Source organism: Neorhizobium galegae bv. orientalis str. HAMBI 540 (genome assembly GCF_000731315.1).
Lineage (GTDB): Bacteria > Pseudomonadota > Alphaproteobacteria > Rhizobiales > Rhizobiaceae > Neorhizobium > Neorhizobium galegae.
Window position 1 is genome coordinate 1,975,062 of record NZ_HG938353.1, and the last position, 21,133, is coordinate 1,996,194.

At 61.6% G+C, this 21,133-nt stretch carries 22 protein-coding genes; 12 read left to right on the forward strand and 10 right to left on the reverse strand.

Annotated elements, in window-relative coordinates; translation table 11 throughout:
- Positions 1-67: 67 nt before the first annotated feature.
- Positions 68-1,039 carry a nucleoside hydrolase gene (locus RG540_RS09990; RefSeq protein WP_038587283.1) on the reverse strand — a complete coding sequence of 324 codons (972 nt, stop codon included), beginning with the start codon at positions 1,037-1,039 and terminating at the stop codon, positions 68-70.
- Between the two features lie 177 nt (positions 1,040-1,216).
- Between RG540_RS09990 and RG540_RS09995 the strand changes: the two genes are divergently transcribed.
- The gene (locus RG540_RS09995; protein WP_038587285.1) at positions 1,217-2,002 is read left to right on the forward strand and encodes a TSUP family transporter; all 786 of its coding nucleotides are present in this window, start codon (positions 1,217-1,219) and stop codon (positions 2,000-2,002) included.
- On the opposite strand, the gene cobU is transcribed toward RG540_RS09995, so the two are convergent.
- Positions 1,999-2,520: a bifunctional adenosylcobinamide kinase/adenosylcobinamide-phosphate guanylyltransferase gene (gene cobU / locus RG540_RS10000; RefSeq protein ID WP_038587287.1), complete on the reverse strand. Its 522-nt coding sequence runs from the start codon at positions 2,518-2,520 to the stop codon at positions 1,999-2,001. The two genes, RG540_RS09995 and cobU, sit on opposite strands and share 4 nt — an antisense overlap.
- A gap of 802 nt (positions 2,521-3,322) precedes the next feature.
- On the opposite strand from cobU, the gene RG540_RS10005 reads away from it, so the two are divergent.
- The 3 genes from RG540_RS10005 to RG540_RS10015 all read left to right on the forward strand — a co-directional run bounded on the left by RG540_RS10005 (position 3,323) and on the right by RG540_RS10015 (position 5,821).
- The gene (locus tag RG540_RS10005) at positions 3,323-4,318 is read left to right on the forward strand and encodes an ABC transporter substrate-binding protein (protein WP_038587289.1); all 996 of its coding nucleotides are present in this window, start codon (positions 3,323-3,325) and stop codon (positions 4,316-4,318) included.
- A 120-nt stretch (positions 4,319-4,438) separates the two neighbouring features.
- Positions 4,439-5,452 (forward strand): betaine--homocysteine S-methyltransferase, encoded by a 1,014-nt coding sequence (gene bmt, locus RG540_RS10010; protein WP_038587291.1) that lies wholly within the window; start codon positions 4,439-4,441, stop codon positions 5,450-5,452.
- Between the two features lie 24 nt (positions 5,453-5,476).
- On the forward strand, positions 5,477-5,821 hold the full coding sequence (locus tag RG540_RS10015) for a hypothetical protein (RefSeq protein ID WP_038587293.1): 345 nt from the start codon (positions 5,477-5,479) through the stop codon (positions 5,819-5,821).
- A gap of 10 nt (positions 5,822-5,831) precedes the next feature.
- Here RG540_RS10015 and RG540_RS10020 read toward each other — a convergent pair whose 3' ends face one another.
- The 4 genes from RG540_RS10020 to RG540_RS10035 all read right to left on the reverse strand — a co-directional run bounded on the left by RG540_RS10020 (position 5,832) and on the right by RG540_RS10035 (position 10,870).
- Positions 5,832-7,901 carry a vWA domain-containing protein gene (locus RG540_RS10020; RefSeq protein ID WP_157884607.1) on the reverse strand — a complete coding sequence of 690 codons (2,070 nt, stop codon included), beginning with the start codon at positions 7,899-7,901 and terminating at the stop codon, positions 5,832-5,834.
- Positions 7,902-7,903: 2 nt separating this feature from the next.
- Complete coding sequence (locus RG540_RS10025; RefSeq protein ID WP_038587297.1) at positions 7,904-8,431, reverse strand: RNA polymerase sigma factor; 528 nt, start codon at positions 8,429-8,431, stop codon at positions 7,904-7,906.
- An 85-nt stretch (positions 8,432-8,516) separates the two neighbouring features.
- Positions 8,517-9,194, reverse strand: a complete 678-nt coding sequence (locus RG540_RS10030) for a 4Fe-4S dicluster domain-containing protein (protein WP_038587299.1) — start codon at positions 9,192-9,194, stop codon at positions 8,517-8,519.
- Between the two features lie 101 nt (positions 9,195-9,295).
- A complete protein-coding gene (locus RG540_RS10035) occupies positions 9,296-10,870 on the reverse strand; it encodes a trimethylamine methyltransferase family protein (RefSeq protein ID WP_038587301.1) in 1,575 nt (524 codons plus the stop codon).
- Positions 10,871-11,134: 264 nt separating this feature from the next.
- Between RG540_RS10035 and RG540_RS10040 the strand changes: the two genes are divergently transcribed.
- Positions 11,135-11,836, forward strand: coding sequence for a corrinoid protein (locus tag RG540_RS10040; RefSeq protein WP_038587303.1), 702 nt, complete (start codon positions 11,135-11,137; stop codon positions 11,834-11,836).
- 30 nt (positions 11,837-11,866) lie between these two features.
- Here RG540_RS10040 and RG540_RS10045 read toward each other — a convergent pair whose 3' ends face one another.
- Positions 11,867-12,025 (reverse strand): entericidin domain-containing protein, encoded by a 159-nt coding sequence (locus RG540_RS10045; protein WP_038543295.1) that lies wholly within the window; start codon positions 12,023-12,025, stop codon positions 11,867-11,869.
- A 39-nt stretch (positions 12,026-12,064) separates the two neighbouring features.
- On the opposite strand from RG540_RS10045, the gene RG540_RS10050 reads away from it, so the two are divergent.
- The 5 genes from RG540_RS10050 to RG540_RS10070 all read left to right on the forward strand — a co-directional run bounded on the left by RG540_RS10050 (position 12,065) and on the right by RG540_RS10070 (position 17,007).
- Positions 12,065-12,679 carry a DUF1638 domain-containing protein gene (locus RG540_RS10050; RefSeq protein WP_038587306.1) on the forward strand — a complete coding sequence of 205 codons (615 nt, stop codon included), beginning with the start codon at positions 12,065-12,067 and terminating at the stop codon, positions 12,677-12,679.
- A gap of 58 nt (positions 12,680-12,737) precedes the next feature.
- Positions 12,738-13,511 (forward strand): formyl transferase, encoded by a 774-nt coding sequence (locus RG540_RS10055; RefSeq protein WP_038587308.1) that lies wholly within the window; start codon positions 12,738-12,740, stop codon positions 13,509-13,511.
- A 130-nt stretch (positions 13,512-13,641) separates the two neighbouring features.
- Positions 13,642-13,944, forward strand: a complete 303-nt coding sequence (locus tag RG540_RS10060) for a virulence factor (RefSeq protein WP_038587310.1) — start codon at positions 13,642-13,644, stop codon at positions 13,942-13,944.
- 52 nt (positions 13,945-13,996) lie between these two features.
- A complete protein-coding gene (locus RG540_RS10065; RefSeq protein WP_038587312.1) occupies positions 13,997-14,959 on the forward strand; it encodes a methyltetrahydrofolate cobalamin methyltransferase in 963 nt (320 codons plus the stop codon).
- An 11-nt stretch (positions 14,960-14,970) separates the two neighbouring features.
- Positions 14,971-17,007, forward strand: a complete 2,037-nt coding sequence (locus tag RG540_RS10070) for an ASKHA domain-containing protein (protein WP_038587314.1) — start codon at positions 14,971-14,973, stop codon at positions 17,005-17,007.
- Positions 17,008-17,009: 2 nt separating this feature from the next.
- Here the strand turns inward: RG540_RS10070 and RG540_RS10075 are convergent, their stop codons facing one another.
- Entirely contained in the window at positions 17,010-17,906 is an 897-nt protein-coding gene (locus RG540_RS10075; RefSeq protein WP_038587316.1) for a LysR family transcriptional regulator, read from the reverse strand.
- Between the two features lie 213 nt (positions 17,907-18,119).
- On the opposite strand from RG540_RS10075, the gene RG540_RS10080 reads away from it, so the two are divergent.
- Together RG540_RS10080 and RG540_RS10085 are read left to right on the forward strand one after the other, a co-directional pair.
- Positions 18,120-18,329 (forward strand): hypothetical protein, encoded by a 210-nt coding sequence (locus RG540_RS10080; RefSeq protein ID WP_038587318.1) that lies wholly within the window; start codon positions 18,120-18,122, stop codon positions 18,327-18,329.
- A 237-nt stretch (positions 18,330-18,566) separates the two neighbouring features.
- Positions 18,567-19,586 carry a GlxA family transcriptional regulator gene (locus tag RG540_RS10085; RefSeq protein ID WP_038593471.1) on the forward strand — a complete coding sequence of 340 codons (1,020 nt, stop codon included), beginning with the start codon at positions 18,567-18,569 and terminating at the stop codon, positions 19,584-19,586.
- Between the two features lie 18 nt (positions 19,587-19,604).
- On the opposite strand, the gene RG540_RS10090 is transcribed toward RG540_RS10085, so the two are convergent.
- Together RG540_RS10090 and RG540_RS10095 are read right to left on the reverse strand one after the other, a co-directional pair.
- Positions 19,605-20,216: a GGDEF domain-containing protein gene (locus RG540_RS10090; protein ID WP_051909323.1), complete on the reverse strand. Its 612-nt coding sequence runs from the start codon at positions 20,214-20,216 to the stop codon at positions 19,605-19,607.
- Positions 20,217-20,234: 18 nt separating this feature from the next.
- Positions 20,235-21,083, reverse strand: a complete 849-nt coding sequence (locus RG540_RS10095) for a response regulator (protein WP_038587320.1) — start codon at positions 21,081-21,083, stop codon at positions 20,235-20,237.
- Positions 21,084-21,133: the final 50 nt, after the last annotated feature.

Genomic DNA, 21,133 nt, shown 5'->3' on the forward strand with positions numbered 1-21,133 from the left:
AAATGCCAATGGCCTCGTGTTCCCGCGTGAAAATTTGCACCGGAACTGTTGCCTAAACAGCGATCGCCTAGGCACCGGAGGCCCGGCTCTCGACCAGCGCGGTGCGGATCACCTCGAGAACCTCGCCCGATCGGACGTCGGTGCACACCCACTGGCTCGGCTGGCCGTCCCAGGCCGTGCCGACGAACTTGCGGCCGCTGTCGGGGGCCTGGATCGTTTCGCCGTCGGCAATGCCGCCGCAGACGACCCTCACCGCGCCGCTGCGGAGAATGAAGAGGTCCGGTCGCACCAGATAGACGCAGGCCGTGCTGTCATGCACCGCCATGCCGGCGATGCCCACCCGGCTCTTGTAGAATTCGATGTAATATTGCGACAGGTCGGAGAGCAATTGCACCGCCTTTTCGCCCGACTTGGCCATGTCGGCAAGATACTCCCCCGTCATGATCGTCTTCAGCGTCACATCGAGCCCGACGATGGTGACCTTCCAGGGCGTGGTGAAGATGATGTCGGCGGCTTCCGGATCGCCATGGATATTGGCTTCCGCTGCCGGCGTGACGTTGCCGTTCACATCGAAGGCGCCGCCCATGACGATGACTTCCTTGACGAGGCCGGCAAAATCCGGATCAGCCTGCAGCGCCAGCGCCAGGTTTGTCATGCGGCCGACGGCGATCAGCGTCACTTCGCCCGGATTGTCGCGGACGGTATCGATGATGAACTGGTAGGCGGGACGCGGATCGAGCGGCCAGTCGATCGTGTCCGGCAGGCCGATATTGCCAAGACCGTCGAGCCCGTGCACGACGGAAGCGGCGCGATCGTCGCTTCGCAGCGGATCGATCGTCCTGTCGGCGCCTCTGGCGATCGGCGCGGAAATTCCCCATTCCTGATGCAGAAACTGCGCATTGCGAGTGGTCAGATCAAGCGACACATTGCCGAAAACGGTCGTGACGCCAATCAGGTCGACTTCAGGATGCCGGTGCAGAAAGAGCAGCGCCATCGCATCGTCAACGCCGGGGTCCGTATCGAAAATGACCTTGTGCATGTGCTTTCCTCGTTCGGCTCTTCGAAAGCCGCGCACAATAACGCCAAACCAATGATGCGCAATCCCGGAAGCAACATGGCTGGAGTTCTGCTGGAGGCGGTTGCAGTCATCGCGGTTCGATGCGAGAAGCACGCCGCACCCGTCCGGATGCGCCTCCCCTGACAGAGTCTCCTCCCCTTGACCGACCTCGCATTCCAATTCCTCTTCCTGCTGTTTCTTGCCGCGATTTTTGCTGGTTTCGTCGATTCGATTGCCGGCGGTGGCGGGCTCATCACCATTCCGGTCATGCTGATCGCCGGCATTCCGCCGCTCGAATCGCTCGCCACCAACAAGCTGCAATCGCAGTTCGGGTCGGCATCCGCGACGATTGCCTATGCGCGGCGGGGTCACGTGAACTTGAAAAGCCAGTTGCCGATGGCGCTGATGTCGCTGATCGGCGGGGCCGTCGGCGCCGCCCTCGCCTCGCTGGTGCCGGCCGGCTGGCTTGCCGCGGCAATCCCCTTCCTGCTGATCGCCATCGCGCTGTTCTTTACCATCAAGCCCAATCTCAACGATGCCGACAGTCACCGCCGGGTGACGCCTTTCGTGTTCGGCGTGACGATCGTCCCGTTGGTCGGCCTCTACGACGGCATATTCGGACCTGGTGCCGGCTCATTCTACATGCTGGGTTTCGTGCTGCTCGCGGGCTTTGGCATGCTGAAGGCGACCGCCCATACCAAACTCATCAATCTCGGCTCGAATTTCGGCTCGTTCCTGGTCTTTGCGGCAACCGGGTCGGTGCTTTGGAAGATCGGCCTGATCATGGGCGTCGGCCAGTTCCTCGGCGCCCAGGTGGGTTCGCGGCTTGCCATGAAGAACGGCGCGAAGCTAATCAAGCCGCTGCTCGTCATCTCCTGCCTGGCGCTCGCCCTGAAGCTGCTCGCCGATCCGACCCATCCGGTGCGCGTCTGGCTCGGCTTCTAACCCTTCATCCTCAGCGGCAGACCGGCGGCGACGAAGAAGACCTCGTCGGCGGATGCCGCGATCCGCTGATGCAGCCTTCCGGCATGGTCTCTGAATTCCCGCGCCATTTTGTTGTCCGGCACGATGCCAAGGCCGACCTCGTTGGAGACCAGAACCAGTTTCGCTGAGAGGCTTTCGAACTGCCGCACGAATGCGGCGGCGGCAGTGTCGATATCACGCTCTTCCATCATCAGGTTAGTGAGCCAGAGCGTCAGGCAATCGACGAGGATGACCCTCCCCGGCGCATCGATGTCGGTCAGTCTCTCCATCAGATCGAGCGGCACTTCGTGCGTGGTCCAGTTGTCTCCGCGATCGGCGCGGTGGCAGGCGATGCGCTCGTGCATCTCGTCGTCATAGGCACGGCCGGTGGCGATATAGTGCCGTTCCAGGCCGCTCTCCTTGGCAAGCCTTTCGGAAAAGCCGGATTTGCCCGAACGTGCTCCACCGAGGACGAGGGTGATATGACCGTTGCGTATCATGGAGAAAATGGCCTGAACCAGAGGGGACCGGACGATTCGTAGACAAGAGGCGTCCGGCCCTGTTGGTGATGATGTCTCTGGTTTAGCATTACCGGTAAATGGTGCCGCTAGAAAGCACGGGTGTCAACCGATACCCGCTTGCCGTATTCGAGCCTCACCGACGAAAGGCCTCGGCTGACCGGGTTCGGCCAGCCGATTTTGGCCGCAAATCCACGCAGGTGCCAAAAGGCCCACGGACAGTATGACAATCGCGAATTCTACAACAATCGGAAGATGAGGCGTCCGCGGGCCAATAAAGCAGGCCCGCCATCGGACAGCGAGGGCAACCGGTACGCACTACCTGATCCGGCGCCAGGCGCGAGCTAACCGCCCGCATTAAAAGCAATAACGCGACATTCTTACCGGATGGTTAGTGAACTCCAGAAGTCGCACGATTTTCTCATTTTCCGTCATGGTTCCTGAAATACGCGGTGAATAAGGGAGCTTGTCGTCCACAGGCAGCCTATTCGGGCGAAATTGCTTCGCTGCCGATACTAGGCTCTTCAATCGAAAATGAGGATTTTCCCGGGGCTCGAACAGATGACCCACCCAAGCAACGCCCATCCGAGAATGTTGATTTCCGACGAGGAAATCGTACCGTGATTTCGAGCTGACATATAAATGCGCGGTATCTGTGAAAAGCTGCCGCGACCGCGAAGAGAACAGTTGCGCCACGGACGACAAAGGCTGCCTCCATCGGCTGACCACCCTCTTGCGCTCTGCTGAAGTCAACACTGAAAGGAAACGGCCGGGAGGTCTCAAAATGAAGAAAATCCTCGCTTCCATGGCCTTCGCCGGCGGTCTTTACGCCTTTGCAGGTTCCGCACATGCTGATTGCGGCTCGATCTCGATCGCCGAAATGAACTGGGCTTCAGCCGGCGTTGCCGCCAATCTCGACAAGATCATCCTGGAACAGGGTTTCGGCTGCACCGTCGAACTCGTCGCGGGCGACACGCTTCCGACTTTCACCTCCATGAACGAAAGGGGCCAGCCTGACCTCGCACCGGAGTTCTGGATCAACTCCGTCCGCACGTCCCTCGACAAGGCCGTTGCCGAAGGCCGCCTGGTGATCGGCGCCGAGATCCTGTCGGATGGAGCCGTCGAGGGCTGGTGGATCCCGAAATTCCTTGCCGACTCGCATCCGGACATCAAGACGGTCCCGCAGGCGCTCGCCCATCCGGATCTCTTTCCAGCTCCGCAGAAGTCCGCCAGAGGTGCCGTCTACAACTGTCCGTCCGGCTGGAGCTGTCAGATTTCGACCGCGAATCTCTTCACGGCTCTCGGCGGCAAAGAGAAGAATTTCGACCTGATCGACACCGGCACGGCGGCAGGCCTCGACCAATCGATCGCCGCCGCCTTCGAGAAGAAGACCGGCTGGCTCGGTTATTACTGGGCGCCGACCGCCTTCCTCGGCAAATACGAGATGGTGAAACTCTCCTTCGGCGTGCCGCATGACAAGGCCGATTGGGACGCCTGCACCGCTGTTCCCAACTGCCTGAACCCGAAGGTTAACTCTTATCCGACCTCGCAGGCCTTCACCCTGGTGACCAAGCAGTTTGCGCAAAAGGCCGAGGTGGCGATGGACTATATCAAGAGGCGCAAGTGGAGCAATGCGACGGTCAACGGCGTGCTCGCCTGGCAGGAAGCCAACAAGAGCACCAACGAGGCTGCCGCCAAACATTTCCTCGAAACCAGTCCGGATATCTGGACCAAGTGGCTGGCCCCCGACATCGCCGACAAGATCAAGGCGTCGCTCTGAGCCGGCCATTCGAACGGGCGCTGCTGGAGCCGCCGGCGTCGCGAAGAGGCGCGCGTGGCCGCGGCTTGAAATCATATAAAGATTTCTTTATATGATTGATCGCTATTGCAAGGAGCGCCCATGCCGACCGCCAACGCACTGACCGAACTTCTGGCCGAGAAGGGCGTGCTTCTGGCCGACGGCGCGACCGGCACCAATCTCTTCGCCATGGGTCTGGAAGCCGGTGAAGCGCCAGAACTGTGGAACGAGGTGGCACCTGAGAAGATCGAGAAGCTGCATCAAGATTTCGTCGATGCAGGCGCCGACATCATCCTCACCAATTCCTTTGGCGGCACGCGCCAGCGGCTGAAGCTGCACAAGGCGGAAGGCCGGGTGCACGAACTCAACCGGCTTGCCGCCAAGATTGCCCGTAAGGTGGCAGACAGAGCAGGCCGCAAGGTGATCGTCGCCGGTTCGGTCGGCCCGACCGGCGAATTGTTCGTTCCGCTCGGAGCCCTGACCCATGAGGATGCGGTCGCCGCCTTCGCGGAGCAGATCGAGGGCCTGAAGGCCGGCGGCGCCGATATCGCCTGGATCGAGACCATGTCCGCGCCGGAGGAAATCCGCGCAGCGGCTGAAGCAGCCGTCAAGGTCGGCCTGCCCTATACCTATACCGGCTCCTTCGACACCGCCGGCAGAACGATGATGGGCCTCGATCCCAAGCAGATCCACAGCGTGGCAAAGGATGTCGGCGAAGGCCCGGTCGCGGCTGGCGCCAATTGCGGCGTCGGCGCCTCCGATATTCTGTCCAGCCTGCTCGACATGACCGCCGCCGATCCTGACGCTGTCACCATCGTCAAGGGCAATTGCGGCATCCCGGAATTTCGCGGCTCGGAAATCTTCTATTCCGGCACGCCGCCGCTGATGGCCGAATATGCGCGGCTTGCCCGCGATGCCGGCGCAAGGATCATCGGCGGTTGCTGCGGCACGTCCTGCGAACACCTGGCCGCCATGCGCTCGGCACTCGACGATTATACCCCTCGGCCGCGGCCGACGATCGAGGAAATCGTCGACAAGATCGGCCCGCTGCGCAATAAGACCGCCAGCGAATCGGGCGGAGATTCCGGCCGGGAAAGGCGTCGCCGCCGCGGCTGACGCGTGAGGCTGAAGGATAGAGACATGGCAAACATATCCCCGATCGGCAGCCGGGAAACGGTAGCGGAAAGCCTCGCGAGTTTCTCAACCGAGAATCAATCCTGGCTGGCGCTGCTGATGGACAATCCGACGTCGGACGACCTGCTGCTCGACGGCCTGCATCTCTATCTCGACCAGGCTTCGGAAGCGAAGTTCCTGAACTCCCTGAAACTGCAGAAGTGCGGCGAGTGGATCGGCGGCACCGCCCCTACCCGGCTGCAGATCCGGCTGATGGAAGCGGCGAAATCGAGCCAGCATCCGGCCTATGCCGCCTTTCGCGACGGGTTAACCCGCTCCGGTGGGCTGGAGCGGGCCTATCCCAAGGTTTGATTGAGACGGCCTAGCGGCGGTCGAGGGTCTCGGCAAGCCGCACCAGGTCGAGGAACCCGCCGCGATATCCGAACGCATCCTCGCCGCGGGCATTGCGCGCCATGTCGAGGATCAAGCGGTAGGGATAGGCGTCGAGCGCATCGGTGCCGCGCAGTTTTTGCCCAAAGGCTGCCACCGCTGTCGAGAACCGGACATCCTGAGGTGCTGAGGCGAAGTCGCGCACTGCATTCATCTCGGTGACCGGCGTGGTGATCAGCTTGCTGCTATCGCCATCCGGCTGCTTGTAGCGGATTTTGACGAAGGCCATTTCGTCGGAGACCGCAACCGGCGTGGAGGGCGCGGCCGGGCCGTAGCGTAGCGGGTCGTTGAGCGCCGAGGCACTGCCCTTCGGCGTTACTTCGTAGATCGCCGTAACCGCATGACCGGACCCGATATCGCCGGCATCCACCCGGTCATTGTTGAAATCCTCGCGCTTCAGCGCCCGAGTCTCGTAGCCGACCAAACGATACTCCGAGATCTGCTGCGGATTGAACTCGACCTGGATTTTGACGTCCTTGGCGATCGGGAAAAGCGTCGAACCGGCCTCCTCGACCAGCGCCTTCTGCGCCTCGGCAAGCGTGTCGATATAGGCCGCGGTGCCGTTACCGTTCTGGGCGAGCGTCTGCATCAGGCTGTCGTTGAGATTGCCTTCGCCGAAACCCAGAACCGACAGGAAGATGCCGTCCTTGCGGCGCTGCTCGATAATGCGCTTGAGGTCTTCGTCGCTGGAAGCGCCGACATTGAAATCGCCGTCAGTCGCCAGCATCACCCGGTTGACACCGCCCTGGATGAAGGCCTGGCGCGCCAGCCGATAGGCCGCATCGATGCCCTCCGCGCCCGCCGTCGAACCGCCGGGCCGCAGATTGTCGATCGCAGCAAGAATCTTGTCCCGTTCACGAGCGGACGTCGGCTCCAGCACCGTTCCGGCATTGCCGGCATAGGTGACGATCGACACTCTGTCCTCCGGCTTCAATTTGCCGACCAGCAGCCGGAAGGCGCTTTTCAAGAGCGGCAGCTTGTCCGGCGCGTTCATCGAGCCCGAGACGTCGATCAGGAAAACGAGATTGGCGGCAGGCTGCGAGGCCGGCGCGGTCTCGAAGCCCTTGATCGCCACATGCATCAGCCGCGTGCCGGTATTCCACGGAGTGGGCGTAACGGTGACGGTGGTGCGGAACGGCTCGTCCGCCGTCTGCGACCGAGGCCAGTCATAGGGGAAATAGTTGATCATCTCCTCGACCCGCACGCTATCGGGATTGGGCAGATGCCCCTCCATCAGCGAGCGCCGCACGAAGGCATAGGAGGCCGTATCGACGTCGACGGAGAAGGTCGAAACCGGATCGGTTGCGACGCTTTTGACCGGATTGGTGTCCGCGTTGGCGAAACGGTCGCGGCCTTCTTCGAGCGGCGGCAGGATTTCGCGCTCAGTTGGCGCATAACGGGGAGCAGCAGCCATCGGAGCCGCGCGCTCGGCCATGGCCGGGGGCGCGGGCATCGGAGCAACCGATGGGCTGGGCGCAGCGCTCCGCTTGGCCGCACCGCCATTTGCTTCCTGCTTATTCAGCTGGCGGGCAATATCTGCGGAGCTAAAATCCCTCTGCTTCGAGGATTGAACCGACGGTGCGGCATCGGCCTTCTGATCGGCTTCCTGCTGCGGTTCAGCCGGCTTCGCGACTGACGGTACCGGCACTCTTTCGACCACGGGCTTCGGTGCGTCCATGACTTGCGGCAGCGCAACCTGTCCCGAGCTCGGCAGGTTGCCGCGCGTCAGTTCGAATGTCAGCAGGGCAGCCGTCGGAATGATCAGCATCGTCGCAAGTGCGGAGCCTGCGAGATAGCGGTGTTGGGTAACCATGCGGATGCTCCAGATCCTATTGAGAACGGAGCTTTGACGCTGCCACCAGGAACTTCCTTTGCCGCGCGCTGCATTTTTTTCCGTCTCATCGAAGGCCTGCATGGCAGCGGCAAGCGCGCGGGCGCGTGCCGCATCGGAAACGCGAGGCGCCGGGGCCAAATTGCCGAGCTGGTGGAATTCGTCCGTCATGGTCAAACCGCCTCCTTCTTCAGAAGGTCCTTCAATCGTTTACGCGCCTCGTGCAGATGCCAGGAGACCGTGTTTTCGCTACAGTCGAGAATGCCCGCCGCAGCCGCGTGTGAGAGCCCTTCGCTATGAACCAGCAGGACCGCATCCCGCTGTTTTTCCGGCAGACGGCGCACCGCCGCCCATAGCCAGTCGCCGCGATCGTCCTCCTCCGGCTCCAGATGCGAAAAGAAGATCGGGTCGTTTGCAAGCCGGTCCTGGTCCCGTCGCCGGCGGGAGGACTGGCGCTGATGGTCGCGCACCGCGTTCAGTGTCAGCGTGTAGAGCCAGGTGCGGAACGCCGACTGTCCTTTGAAGCTGCGGATAGCCTTGCCCAGCCGGATGCAGACGTCCTGGGCGATGTCTTCCGCATCGCTTTCCGAGCCGCACCAGCGCCAAGCGACGGCATGAATAAAATCGTAATGCGCCGCGACGAGCGCTGAAAACGCATTGCGGTCGCCCTGGCATGCCTTATCGAGGATTTCCGCGCTCACTTGCCCGCCCGCTTTTCCGTCGCTTAAGAACTTAGACGTTTCGTTCAGGAAATTCCTTGGGGTATCCCAAGAAAAAATTTTAAGCTCACCGCACCAGCGCTTTCATATGGAACCGGAGCTGCCCTGGCGGATAGCGATATTGCACGCCGACCGGACAGGACTTGCGGGCCGCACAGCCGGAAATCATGCAGGTCGCCTTGCCCGCGTCGCTCGCAAGATAGGCGTGACATCGGGGAATATCGAAGCCCGACAAGTCGACCGCGTTGACGGGACAGGCCGATAGGCAGGGCTTTTCTGCGCAGCTCTCGCAAGGGTGCTCGGCCTCATCAGGCGAATTCTCTATCGCAAACGGAAAACCGAGAGCGCCGCGATAACCGTGCCAGAGCCCGAACTGCGGATGGATGAGGATGCCGGGCGGCGACGACTTCAGCCCTTCGGCTTTCATCGCCCATTGCTGGAACGGCTGCCAGGGCGGATCAGAGGGGAAATAGGCAGCGGCTCCGAGCTGCTCGGCGAGCGGCCGGATCAGCGTCTTCGACCACGCGTCGAGGGGATCTGGACCGTCATGGCGTTTTTGCCATTTCGCAAACGTCGGCCAGACCGAACCGCCGACATTGCCGAGCAATACGACGGCCTGCGCAAGGGAGCCGTCGCCCAATAACGGCCCCTCGCCCGGTCCGAAATTCACCACGCCGCGGATCAGAATGCCGTGCGGTTCGAGTGTCGCGGCAATCTCATCAAGTACTGGTGAAGGCGGCCTCACCGAGGCCCCTGGTATTTGTAGTGAGGGCGCCAAACCCCTTCCTGGACGAAATCCGCTACCAGTCTGGCACCGCCTTGCTCCCTGGCGGCATCGGGCTCTCTTCAGGTGAAGGCGTCGGGCATGGAATCCTTGCGGTCCTTGATGAACGCGAGCAGCGCCTCGTCGATCGCGGGATCGAGCGGCGGTGCTTCGTAGCTATCGAGCCAGGAGCGGCAGAGTGCGTTGGCGCGTTGCTCGATCCGCTTCTCGCCCTCGATCTCCCACTGTTCGAACGAATTGTTGTCCATCAGCGCCGAGCGATAGAAGGCCGTCTGGAAATGCGCCTGGGTATGAGCGCAGCCGAGATAATGGCTGCCGGGCCCGACTTCGCGGATCGCGTCGAGCGCCTGACCCTCCTCGGACAGATCGACGCCCTGCGCCATCTTCTGCATCATGCCGAGCTGGTCCTGGTCGATCATGAATTTCTCATAGGACGACACGAGGCCACCCTCCAGCCAGCCGGCAGCATGCAGCACGAAATTGGTGCCGGCGAGCAGTGTCGTGTTCAGCGTGTTGGCCGATTCGTGCGCCGCCTGGGCATCGGGCACTTTCGAGCCGCAGAGCGAACCGCCGGTACGGAACGGCAGGCCGAGGCGACGGGCGAGCTGCGCCGCACCGTAAGAGACCAGCGACGGCTCCGGGGTCCCGAAGGTCGGCGCGCCAGATTGCATCGAGATCGACGCCGCGAACGTTCCGAACAGCACCGGCGAGCCCTTGCGGATCAGCTGCGTCAGCGCAGCACCGGCCAGCACTTCGGCAAGGATCTGCGTCAGCGTGCCGGTGACCGTCACCGGGCTCATGGCGCCCGAGAGAATGAACGGCGACACGACGGAGGCCTGGTTATGCCGCGCATAGACCTTCAGCGCGCCGAGCATGGTGCCGTCGAATACCATCGGCGAGTTGGCGTTGATGAGGTTCAGGGTGACGCAATTGTTCTCGACGAATTCGTCGCCGAATACCAGTTTCGCCATGGCGACGGTGTCTTCGGCGCGCTCCGGCGCGGTGACCGATCCCATGAACGGCTTGTCGGAATATTTGATATGGCTGTAGACCATATCGAGATGCCGCTTGTTGACCGGCACATCGACCGGCTCGCAGACCGTGCCACCCGACGAATGCATCGATGGCGCCATGTAGGCGAGCTTCACGAAATTGCGGAAATCCTCGATCGTCGCATAACGGCGCTTGCCGTCGAGATCGCGCACGAAGGGAGGTCCGTAAACCGGTGCGAACACGGTCGCCTTACCGCCGATCTGGACGTTGCGTTCGGGATTGCGCGCATGCCAGGTAAATTCGCTCGGTGCTGTCTTCAGCAGTTCCCGGCAGAGGCCCTTGGGGAAATGCACCCGGTGGCCCCGGACGTCGGCACCCGCCTTCGCCCAGAGTTCGAGCGCTTCCTCATCCTCGCGGAATTCGATGCCGATCTCTTCGAGGATGAGATCCGCATTGCGCTCGATGAGAGCAAGGCCCTCCTCGTCCAGCACCTCATAGACGCCGATTTTGCGGGTGATATAGGGCAAGGAAAGACCGGGACCGTTACCTGCGCGGGCCGCGCGGCGGCCTGCCGCTCCCCGCTCGCCGCGGCCACGTCTGGCCCCGCTGCCTGCCGGTTCCGTCTCTGGGGTCAAATCGTCCATGATGTTCCTCGCCTCCGCTTTGAAAAGCGCCTCAAGCTTTTTTGATGCGCCATGCTAGGCTCAAGCGCAAGCCGAGCCCCGCCTTTCTGCGTCACGGGTTTGTACAGGACAGACATCACGCTGTGATCTTCCGTCGTTTTTCCGACGCGCCGCTGTCGCATACGAAAGAAATTGCCAAGCAAATTAAAGGTACAGATAGTCGGGACGGTAGACGTCTGATTTGCCGGCCTTCGAACCGGCCCCTCGAACGAAGGGAAGCATTGCATGTCCGACGACGAAATCATCCTGGCGGAACTTTCCGACGAGGAACTCGTGCAGCAGATGCACGACGATCTTTACGACGGCTTGAAGGAGGAGATCGAGCAGGCGACCAACATCCTGCTCGCGCGCGGCTGGACGCCCTATGACGTCCTCACGAAGGCCTTGGTCGAGGGTATGCGCATCGTCGGCATCGACTTCCGCGACGGCATTCTTTTCGTGCCGGAAGTGCTGCTATCGGCGAGTGCCATGAAGGCCGGCATGTTCATCCTGCGTCCGCTTCTTGTCGAGACCGGCGCTCCGAAACTCGGCAAGATGGTGATCGGCACCGTCAAGGGCGACATCCACGATATCGGCAAGAACCTCGTCGGCATGATGATGGAGGGAGCCGGCTTCGACGTGGTCGACCTTGGCATCAACAACCCGGTCGAGAACTATCTCGATGCGATCGAGCGGGAACAGCCGGATATTCTCGGGATGTCGGCGCTTTTGACCACGACCATGCCTTATATGAAGGTCGTCATCGATACGTTGAAGGAAAAGGGCATGCGCGACGACTATATCGTGCTTGTCGGCGGCGCGCCGCTCAACGAGGAATTCGGCAAGGCGGTCGGCGCCGATGCCTATTGCCGCGATGCGGCGGTCGCCGTCGAAACGGCAAAGGAATATATCCGCCGCAAGCACAACAGCCTTGCCGCCGGCGCCTGAGGCGCCGAACGGCTCGCTGACAGCAGCGTATTAGCGCGCAGCGCGATCGACCCGGCGGCCCGCGTCCTGCGTGGCGTTGACGGTATTGGCCGCATCCTTGCCCATGCCGCGAATGGTATTGCCGCAGGAGGTGAGTGAAACCATCGTCGCTAAAAGAGCGGCGATTACCGTGACTGTCTTGACCGTCATGTTAGAATACTCCGATGGAGAGATGAAATCGTGGCGGAAATGGATTTTCCGGCAAAGGAACGTTCAACTCGCGAAAAGGTTCACGTGATCGCGTGTGGAGCGATCGCGCGGGAAATCCTTGCTGTTTCCAGGCAGCAAGGTCTTGGCCATATCGATCTCAATTGCCTGCCGGCGATCTGGCACGCCTATCCGCAGAAGATCGTTCCGGGGCTTGAAAAAGCCGTCGCCGAGGCGCGCGAAGCGGGTTTCGAAAAGATCTTTTTCGCCTATGCTGATTGCGGAACCGGCGGCGACATCGACCGGCTCTGCGAACGCGAGGGCATTGCCCGCATCGAGGGCCCACACTGTTATTCCTTCTTCGCCGGAAACGACGCTTTTGCCGCAAAAGCCGACGAAGACCTGTTCTCATTCTTCCTGACCGACTTCCTTGCCCGCCAGTTCGAGGCCTTCGTCATCGAACCGCTGGGCCTCGACCGTCATCCGCAGCTGAAGGACATGTATTTCGGCAACTACCGAAAACTCGTCTATCTCAGCCAGGAGGAAGACAAGGTCCTTCAGGAGAAGGCGCGCGGGGCCGCCGAATACCTCGGCCTGGCATACGAATACCGCTTCACCGGCTACGGCGACCTCACGCAGGCGTTACGCTCGGTTTAACCGTTTCTTCGGGCCTTCGGCGGAAGAGTGCGGCCCTGCGCTTTTTGCGGAGGGATCGATGCAGGACCGGAATTCTCGGATCGTGGTGATGACGTCAGGCGGGGTGAACCCGCAGGTGATGATCAACGCGTTGGCAAAATATTTTCCCGACCTGCATGTCGTCGAGGAACAGCCGGAATCGAAGGGCACGCTTTTGAAACGCCGCGCCCGGCGGTTCGGCTGGTTCACCGCGCTCGGCCAGCTCGCGACGATGGTCGCATCGAGACTCACCAAGAGCGTTGCGGCAAGCCGCTCCGCCGACATCATCCGCGACTACGGCCATTCCGCCGAGCCTAACCCGGCGATCCCCGTGACGCACGTGGCCTCCCTCAACGATCCGGCCTGTCACGCAGCGGTGACAGCCCTGAATCCCGCTGCGATCTTCACCATATCCTGCCGCATCCTGTCGCCTGCGACCCTTGCCGCTATCCCCTGCCCGGTCATCAACTTCCACGCCGGCATCAATCCGATGTATCGCGGCCAGATGGGCGGCTACTGGTCGCGCGTCGAAGGCGATGAGAAGAATTTTGGCGCGACCGTGCATCTGGTCGACAAGGGCATCGATACCGGTGGGACGCTTTACGAGAACCGCGTGGACCCGGCGCGCTCGGATTCGCTCGCCACCTATCCGCTGCTGATAACCGCCTCTTCCGTCGATATCAGCGTCCGCGCGCTTCGGGATGCCATCGACGGCACGCTGAAGCCGTACCAGCCGCAAGGCCCCTCCGCATTGCGTTTCCCGCCGCCGATCTGGACCTGGGTCTATCACGGGCTGACCCGGAAGATCTGGTAACCGGCACCCGGCCCGACATCCGGCAAGGCAATCCCATCGCCGCGTCGTATTTTGCTGTGTGCGACGTCGTCGCAAGCGCAGTCTTGTCGCCCGCACCCGTGCATGCTGCGCCTCAACAGGGGAGGAATTCATGGCCGACCGCATCGTCGTCTTGTGGCGGGATATTCCGGCGCAGGTGATCATCAAGAAGGGCCGCCAGACCGCCAAGCGGGAATTGTCGCTGCGCTTCACCGAGGCGATCGACATGTGCGCGATGCGCAGCGGCGCCGCCGGCACAGACGACTATCTAGCCGAATGGCGCAAGGCCGAGCCGATCGCCGTGTCCGACGATCTTGAGGCCGAAGCCGACAGGGCGGCAGCCGAGCTGGAAGCAGCCTATGACAGGGAAAAACTCGTCGCGCTGGTGAAGACCGGCGGCCGCGAAACCGCCTGACGTTCAGACAATCACATCGTTTCGGCGCTGCATCGCGCGCCTGGAGGAAGACATGACCCGCACCATCGTCGCATCCGCAACCCGGGAGATCGTGATCGGCTTCGACCAGCCCTTCTGCGTGATCGGCGAACGCATCAACCCGACGGGCCGCAAGAAGCTCGCGGCCGAGATGATCGAGGGCAATTTCGACACCGTCATCAGGGATGCGTTGGAACAGGTGGCGGCGGGTGCTACCATGCTCGACGTCAATGCCGGGGTCACTTCGGTCAATCCCAACGAGACCGAACCTGGTCTGCTCGTCCGGACGCTGGAGATCGTCCAGGGCCTCGTCGACGTGCCGCTGTCGATCGACAGTTCGGTGACAGCCGCCATCGAGGCGGCGCTGAAAGTGGCCAAAGGCCGGCCGCTGGTCAATTCGGTGACCGGCGAGGAAGAAAAGCTCGAGGCGATCCTGCCGCTCTGCAAGAAATACGACGTACCGGTCGTGGCGATCTCCAACGACGAGACCGGCATTTCGATGGATCCGGACGTCCGTTTCGCGGTTGCCAAGAAGATCGTCGAACGCGCCGCCGACTACGGTATCAAGCCCCACGACATTGTCGTCGATCCGCTGGTCATGCCGATCGGGGCGCTCGGGACGGCCGGCCTGCAGGTCTTTGCGCTCCTGCGACGCCTGCGCGAAGAACTGAAGGTCAATACGACCTGCGGGCTTTCCAACATTTCCTTCGGCCTGCCGCACCGCCATGGCATCAATGCCGGCTTCATCCCGATGGTGATCGGCGCCGGCATGACGTCGGCGATCATGAACCCCTGCCGGCCGCAGGAAATGGAAGCGGTGCGCGCCGCCAACGTGCTGAACGGCACGGATCAGAATTGCGGTAACTGGATCATGACCTATCGCGACTACAAGCCGGTCGAAGGCGGTGGAGCCGCGGCGACGGCTGCACCTTCGGCTGCCAGCGGCCGACGTGGCGGCCGGGCCGCACGGGCTGGCGCCGGAGCGCGGACGGAGTAAGTACAGTTATCATGGCGGATATTTCCAAGAGAGATCCCCTCGTCCTCTTCATGCCGTCGGGCAAGCGCGGCCGGTTTCCGGTCGGCACGCCGGTGCTCGATGCCGCGCGTCAGCTTGGCGTCTACGTGGAGAGCGTCTGCGGCGGGCGGGCGACCTGCGGGCGGTGCCAGGTCTCGGTCCAGGAGGGGCATTTCGCCAAGCACGGCATTACCTCGGCCAACGACCACCTGTCGCCGCTCGGCCCGAAGGAAGAGCGTTACGACCGCGTGCGCGGGCTTCCCGAAGGTCGCCGCCTCTCCTGCTCGACCCAGATCCTCGGCGATCTCGTCATCGATGTGCCACAGGATACGGTGATCAATGCCCAGGTGGTCCGCAAGGCCGCCGATGAACGCGTCTTCGACCGTAATCCGGCGATCCGCATGTGTTATGTCGAGGTCGAAGAGCCCGACATGGAAAAGCCGCTCGGCGATCTCGACCGCCTGAAGGCAGCCCTTGCCGCCGAGTGGCATCTCGACGATCTCGATGTCGATTTCCACCTGATTCCCAAGATGCAGCAGATTCTGCGCAAGGGTGAATGGAAGGTCACGGCGGCAATCCACAAAGACCGCGACGATGACCGCGCCCGGCTCGTCGCGCTCTACCCCGGCCTGAAGAACGAGGCCTACGGGATTGCCTGCGATATCGGCTCGACGACGATCGCCATGCATCTGTCGTCGCTGCTGTCGGGCCGAACCGTGGCGTCAGCGGGCACGTCGAACCCGCAGATCCGATTCGGCGAGGATCTGATGAGCCGCGTTTCCTATGTGATGATGAACCCCGATGGCCGCGAGGCGATGACGTTAGCCGTGCGCGAGGCGCTGAACGGATTGATCGACAAGGTCTGCGCCGACGGCGGCGTTTCTCGCACCGACATTCTCGACAGCGTCTTCGTCGGTAATCCGATCATGCACCATCTGTTCCTCGGGATCGATCCGACGGAGCTTGGCGGAGCCCCCTTTGCGCTTGCCGTTTCCGGAGCGGTAAAAGTCAAATCCTCCGAGATTGGCTTGCCGATGAACGAAGGCACCCGCACTTATCTCCTGCCCTGTATTGCCGGCCATGTCGGTGCCGATGCCGCGGCGGCAACCCTGTCGGAAGGTCCGCATCGGCAGGAGGAGATGATGCTGCTGGTCGATATCGGCACCAATGCGGAAATCGTGCTCGGAAATTCGACCCGCGTCGTCGCGGCCTCCTCTCCGACCGGTCCGGCCTTCGAAGGTGCCGAAATCTCATCGGGCCAGCGGGCAGCACCCGGTGCCATCGAGCGTATCCGCATCGACGCCGAAACCCTCGAACCGCGCTTCCGGGTGATCGGCGTCGAGCCCTGGTCGGATGAGCCGGGTTTCGCCGATGCAGCCGCTGCGACCGGCATCACCGGCATCTGCGGCTCGGCGATCATCGAAGTGATCGCCGAAATGTATCTCGCCGGACTGATTTCGGAAGACGGCGTGGTGGACGGCGCAATGGCAGAGCGCAGCACGCGCATCCTCCAAAACGGCCGAACCTTCTCCTATCTGGTGCATGACGGCGAGCAGCGCATCACCGTGACCCAGAACGACGTGCGCGCCATCCAGCTCGCCAAGGCGGCGCTTTATGCCGGCGTAAAGCTGTTGATGGACAAGCAGGGGGTCGACCATGTCGACCGCATCGGCCTTGCCGGCGCCTTCGGCACGTTCATCGATCCGAAATACGCCATGGTGCTGGGTCTCATCCCGGATTGCGACCTGGGCCGCGTCAAATCGGTCGGCAATGCCGCCGGCACGGGCGCGCGCATGTGCCTGCTGAATCGCGGCTACCGCCGCGAGATCGAGGAAACGGTGCGTAGGATCGAGAAGATCGAGACGGCGCTGGAGCCGAAATTCCAGGAGCATTTCGTCTATGCCATGGCGCTGCCGAACAAGGTCGATGCCTTCCCGCATCTGGCGTCTGTCGTGACCCTGCCGGAGCGAAAGGCGCTGGCAGAGGCTTCGGGAGAAGGCGGCCGCAGACGTCGCCGCGGCCGCGAGTAGAATCAGGCAGCAGCAGCGATCAGGGAGCCGAAAGCTTCGCGGATGCTTTCGGCCACTGCCTTGCCGGGGACGGAAAGCTGCGGAGCCGTCAACAGCCGGATATCGAAGTTGATGAGTTCCGGCAGGCCCTCCTTCGCCCCAAGTATCTGCATGTCTTCTGTAACGTAGGAGCGCGGGAACGGCGCGATCGCCAGGTCGGATAGCACGGCGGCGCGCTGCGCCATCGTATGGGCGCTCGCATAGGCGATGCGATAGCTCCGCTTGTGCTTCTCGAGTTGGGCAATCGCATCCTGACGCCAGACGCAGCCGTCCTCCCAGACAGAAATCGGCAGCGGATCGCGCAGATATGCGGTGCCGCATTTGGCGCCGGCCCAGACCAGTCGTTCCGTGTGGATCATCTCACCCGCTGTCGCGAAAGGCCGCGTCGCGCAATTGATCAGGGCCAGATCCAGGCGTTGCTCGTCCATCCGCTTCTTGAGCGCAAGGCTCATGTCGACGGTGACATCGACCATGATGCCCGGAAAGCTCTCGCCGAAATCCTTGAGCACCTTCGGCAGAAGGCGTTCGGCGATATCGTCCGGCGCACCGAGGCGCACCACGCCGGCGAGTTCCGGCATGACGAAACGTGACACGGCTTCATTGGAGAGCGCCAGCATGCGCCGTGCATAGGAGAGCAGCATCTCGCCATGCTGCGTCAGCGACACCGAACGGGCATCGCGCAGGAAGAGCGTCGTCTTCAACTGCTCTTCCAGTTTCTTGATCTGCATCGAAACAGCCGACGGCGTGCGCAGAACCGCATCGGCCGCGGTCGAGAAATTGCCGGTTTCGGCAATCGCCACAAAGGTGCGCAATACGTCGTTATCGAGCAGCGGGAGCGGCGGGCGGAATGGAACAGTCATATCAGCCTCTATCAATAATTCTGAACTTAAACACCATATCATTTCGTTTGATTGAATGTCAAACGGGCGGCATACTCAAAAACATCGGAAGCAAGCGTCGATACAAAACAGAATTTCATGAGACGCATAATTTGCATCCGATTGATTGATGGATTGATGGCGTTCATTGTCCCGACTGAGCGTTGTCCCATGAGACACCCAAGGAGAACTGACATGACTATGATCACCTATCAGGAGAGCGATCGCTCCCGGTCCCGGCCGTCATCCTTCGCCCCGCTCATCCGCCCTGCCCTGGACGCGGTTATCAGCCTTCGCGATCAATGGCGTCGTCGCCAGACCGAAAGAATGCTGGAAGGTCTGCCGGCAGAAATCCGCAAGGACATCGGATGGCCGACGACCAATGCCGCACCGCATCGCCGATAATCCTCCCGCTCCATGGCCCGCCCACGCGAACAGCGAAGCGGGCCATGTAGTCTGAGACACGCATTGAGCCTATCGCCTTTGGCGAATTAAGTCTGCGACCCGCTTATGTCGCAAAAATGTTATCAGCCTGTCGTCGAAAGCCCTTCTCCGCCGCCTTTCCCCGTGCCAATGTCGCTTTTGAAGAAAAGCGGGCCGCAATGTACGGCCACGAACAAGGGGAATGACGGCATGAATGTGATGACCAAAAACCCGGCAGCAAAGCGCTCTCTCGTCTTTTTTCTTGTTCCCCATTTTACCATGCTGCCTTTTGCGGCAGCAGTCGAGACGCTCAGAATCGCCAACCGAATGCTCGGCTACTCGGCCTATACCTGGCGGCTCTGTTCCGCCGACGGTGAAAAGGTCTATTCCTCGAGCGGCATCGGGATTGAGGTAAATTCGTCGCTGGCCGACGAACGTCGCAACCTCTCCGGCGAAAACCGTCCGAACATGGTCCTCGTCTGCTCGGGCGTCTACGTTGAGGAATTCAACAACAAGTCCGTCAACGCCTGGCTGCGCGAAACCTATAACCGCGGCATTGCCGTTGGAAGCCTCTGCACGGGAGCGCACGTTCTGGCCCAAGCCGGGCTGCTGAACGGCAAGCGCTGTGCGATCCACTGGGAAAACCTTCCGGGCTTTGCCGAGGCATTTCCGCAGGCGGAAGTTTATGCCGATCTCTACGAGGTCGATTCGAACCTCTATACCTGCGCCGGCGGCACCGCCTCGCTCGACATGATGCTGAACCTGATCAGCCAGGATTTCGGCGAGAACCTCGTCAACCGCGTCTGCGAGCAGCAGCTGACCGACCGCGTCCGCAACCCGCACGACCGCCAGCGCCTGCCGTTGCGGGCCCGCCTCGGCGTCCAGAACGCCAAGGTCCTGTCGATCATCGAGGTGATGGAGAACAATCTCTCTGAACCGCTGTCGCTGGTGGAGATTGCCGACGACGCCGGCCTCTCCCGGCGCCAGATCGAACGCCTGTTCCGTCAGGAAATGGGCCGCTCGCCGGCGCGCTATTATCTGGAAATCCGGCTCGACCGGGCACGGCACCTGCTGGTGCAGTCGTCGATGCCGGTGGTCGAAGTGGCGGTTGCCTGTGGGTTCGTGTCCGCCTCGCATTTCTCGAAATGTTATCGAGAGGTCTATAACCGGTCGCCGCAGCAGGAACGCGCCGAGCGCAAGCTCAACATGAACACCTCGCGCATCGGCGTGGTGGACTGATCCTGGTGATTGCGGCTGTCAGCCCACCGCTTGCAGCACGACCGTATGATCCGAAAAGACCTGGTTGCGGCCGAAGCTCTTCGCCATGAACAGGAATTGTTCTGCAGCATTGAGGTAATTGTCGAAGGTCTCCGGACCGTAGACTTCTGCCAGTCCGATCGAGACGGTTATCGAGAAGTGGTTGTCGCCGGAAGCGATCCGCATATCGGCGATCTCAAGCCTCAGCTTTTCGCAGAAATCCGTTGCCGCCGCGCCGTCGAAACCGACCAGCAGCAGGCCGAACTCCTCGTCGTCCAGCCGGGCAAGGAGGTGCCGGCCGCCGCCGCACGCGGCATCGAGTTTGGCCGCGATCGCTTTCAGGACCTCAGCGATCGTTTCCTCGCAATGAGTATCGTTCAACCGCCGGAAATGATCGATGTCGACGATTGCGACGGCGCAGGACGCGCCCTCGGAAAGGCAGGTCCCCACCAGCGGTGAACCAAGCCGATAGAACTCCTTCAGATTGGCAAACCCGGTCAACGGATCGGCGGTGAGATTCGCCACCTCCATCTGGACCGGTGATGGCGCAGCCCAGCCGTAGGTCAGACGCTCCTCCGTCTTCCGGAAGTGCTGGCTTTGAAGATAGGGCATGCGAAAGACCCTCGCAGATCAGGCGACGTTCTTGACCGTCGAGTCCTGACGTTTTGCCTGCATCGACCAGATCTGGATCAGCGTATCCAGGTTCTGGTTGACGCGGCAGTAGAATTCCTCGTCGATGAAGGGCCGCAGCATGAAGTCGTTGCCTCCAGCCTTCAGGAAACGGGCCGAAAGCAGCCGGTTCGAAGAAGACGAAACGCCGATGATCCGCAGTTCGTGCGAACCGCGCACCGAGCGGATGCGGCGGGTCAGTTCGAAACCGTCGATATCGGGCATGTTGTAGTCGGTGACGACGAGGCCGATATCCGGGTTCTTCTTAAGGATCTCCAAGGCCTTGGCACCGTTCTCGGCGACGCTGACCCGGAAATTGTAGCGCTTCAGGCGGCTCGACAGCAGCGCCCGGGCGGTCGGGCTGTCATCGACGATCAGGACATGGTGGCGATGATTGGTAAGGAACCGGCAGACCGATTCGGCCAGCATCTCGACCGCAAAGACATTGTCCTTGAGAATATAATCGACGATGTCCTTGGTCAGCAGTTTGTCGCGCGTCTCTTCGTGAAAGGTGCCGGTAAAGACGATGGTGGGGATCGAGAGATCGACGAGATATTCCAGCGCCTCGCCGTTTTCCGCACCCGGCAGGTTGATATTGGAAATCGCCAGCGTGACCGGTTCGCTTGAACGGTCATAGGCAATCTGCAATTCCTCGAAATTGCGGCAGATCTCAACCTCGATGCCGAACAGCTCCTTGAGCCGGGTACCGATCATTGAGGTAAAGACGTTGGAATCTTCCGCAAGCAGGATGCGGGAGCTTGCCAGTGATTGGCCGGAATACTGCATCCCGGAAATGCCGAGGAATGTCATGGTGCCCCTGTCGATAAGTAATTATCCCCTCTGCTAACAGCCGTAGTACA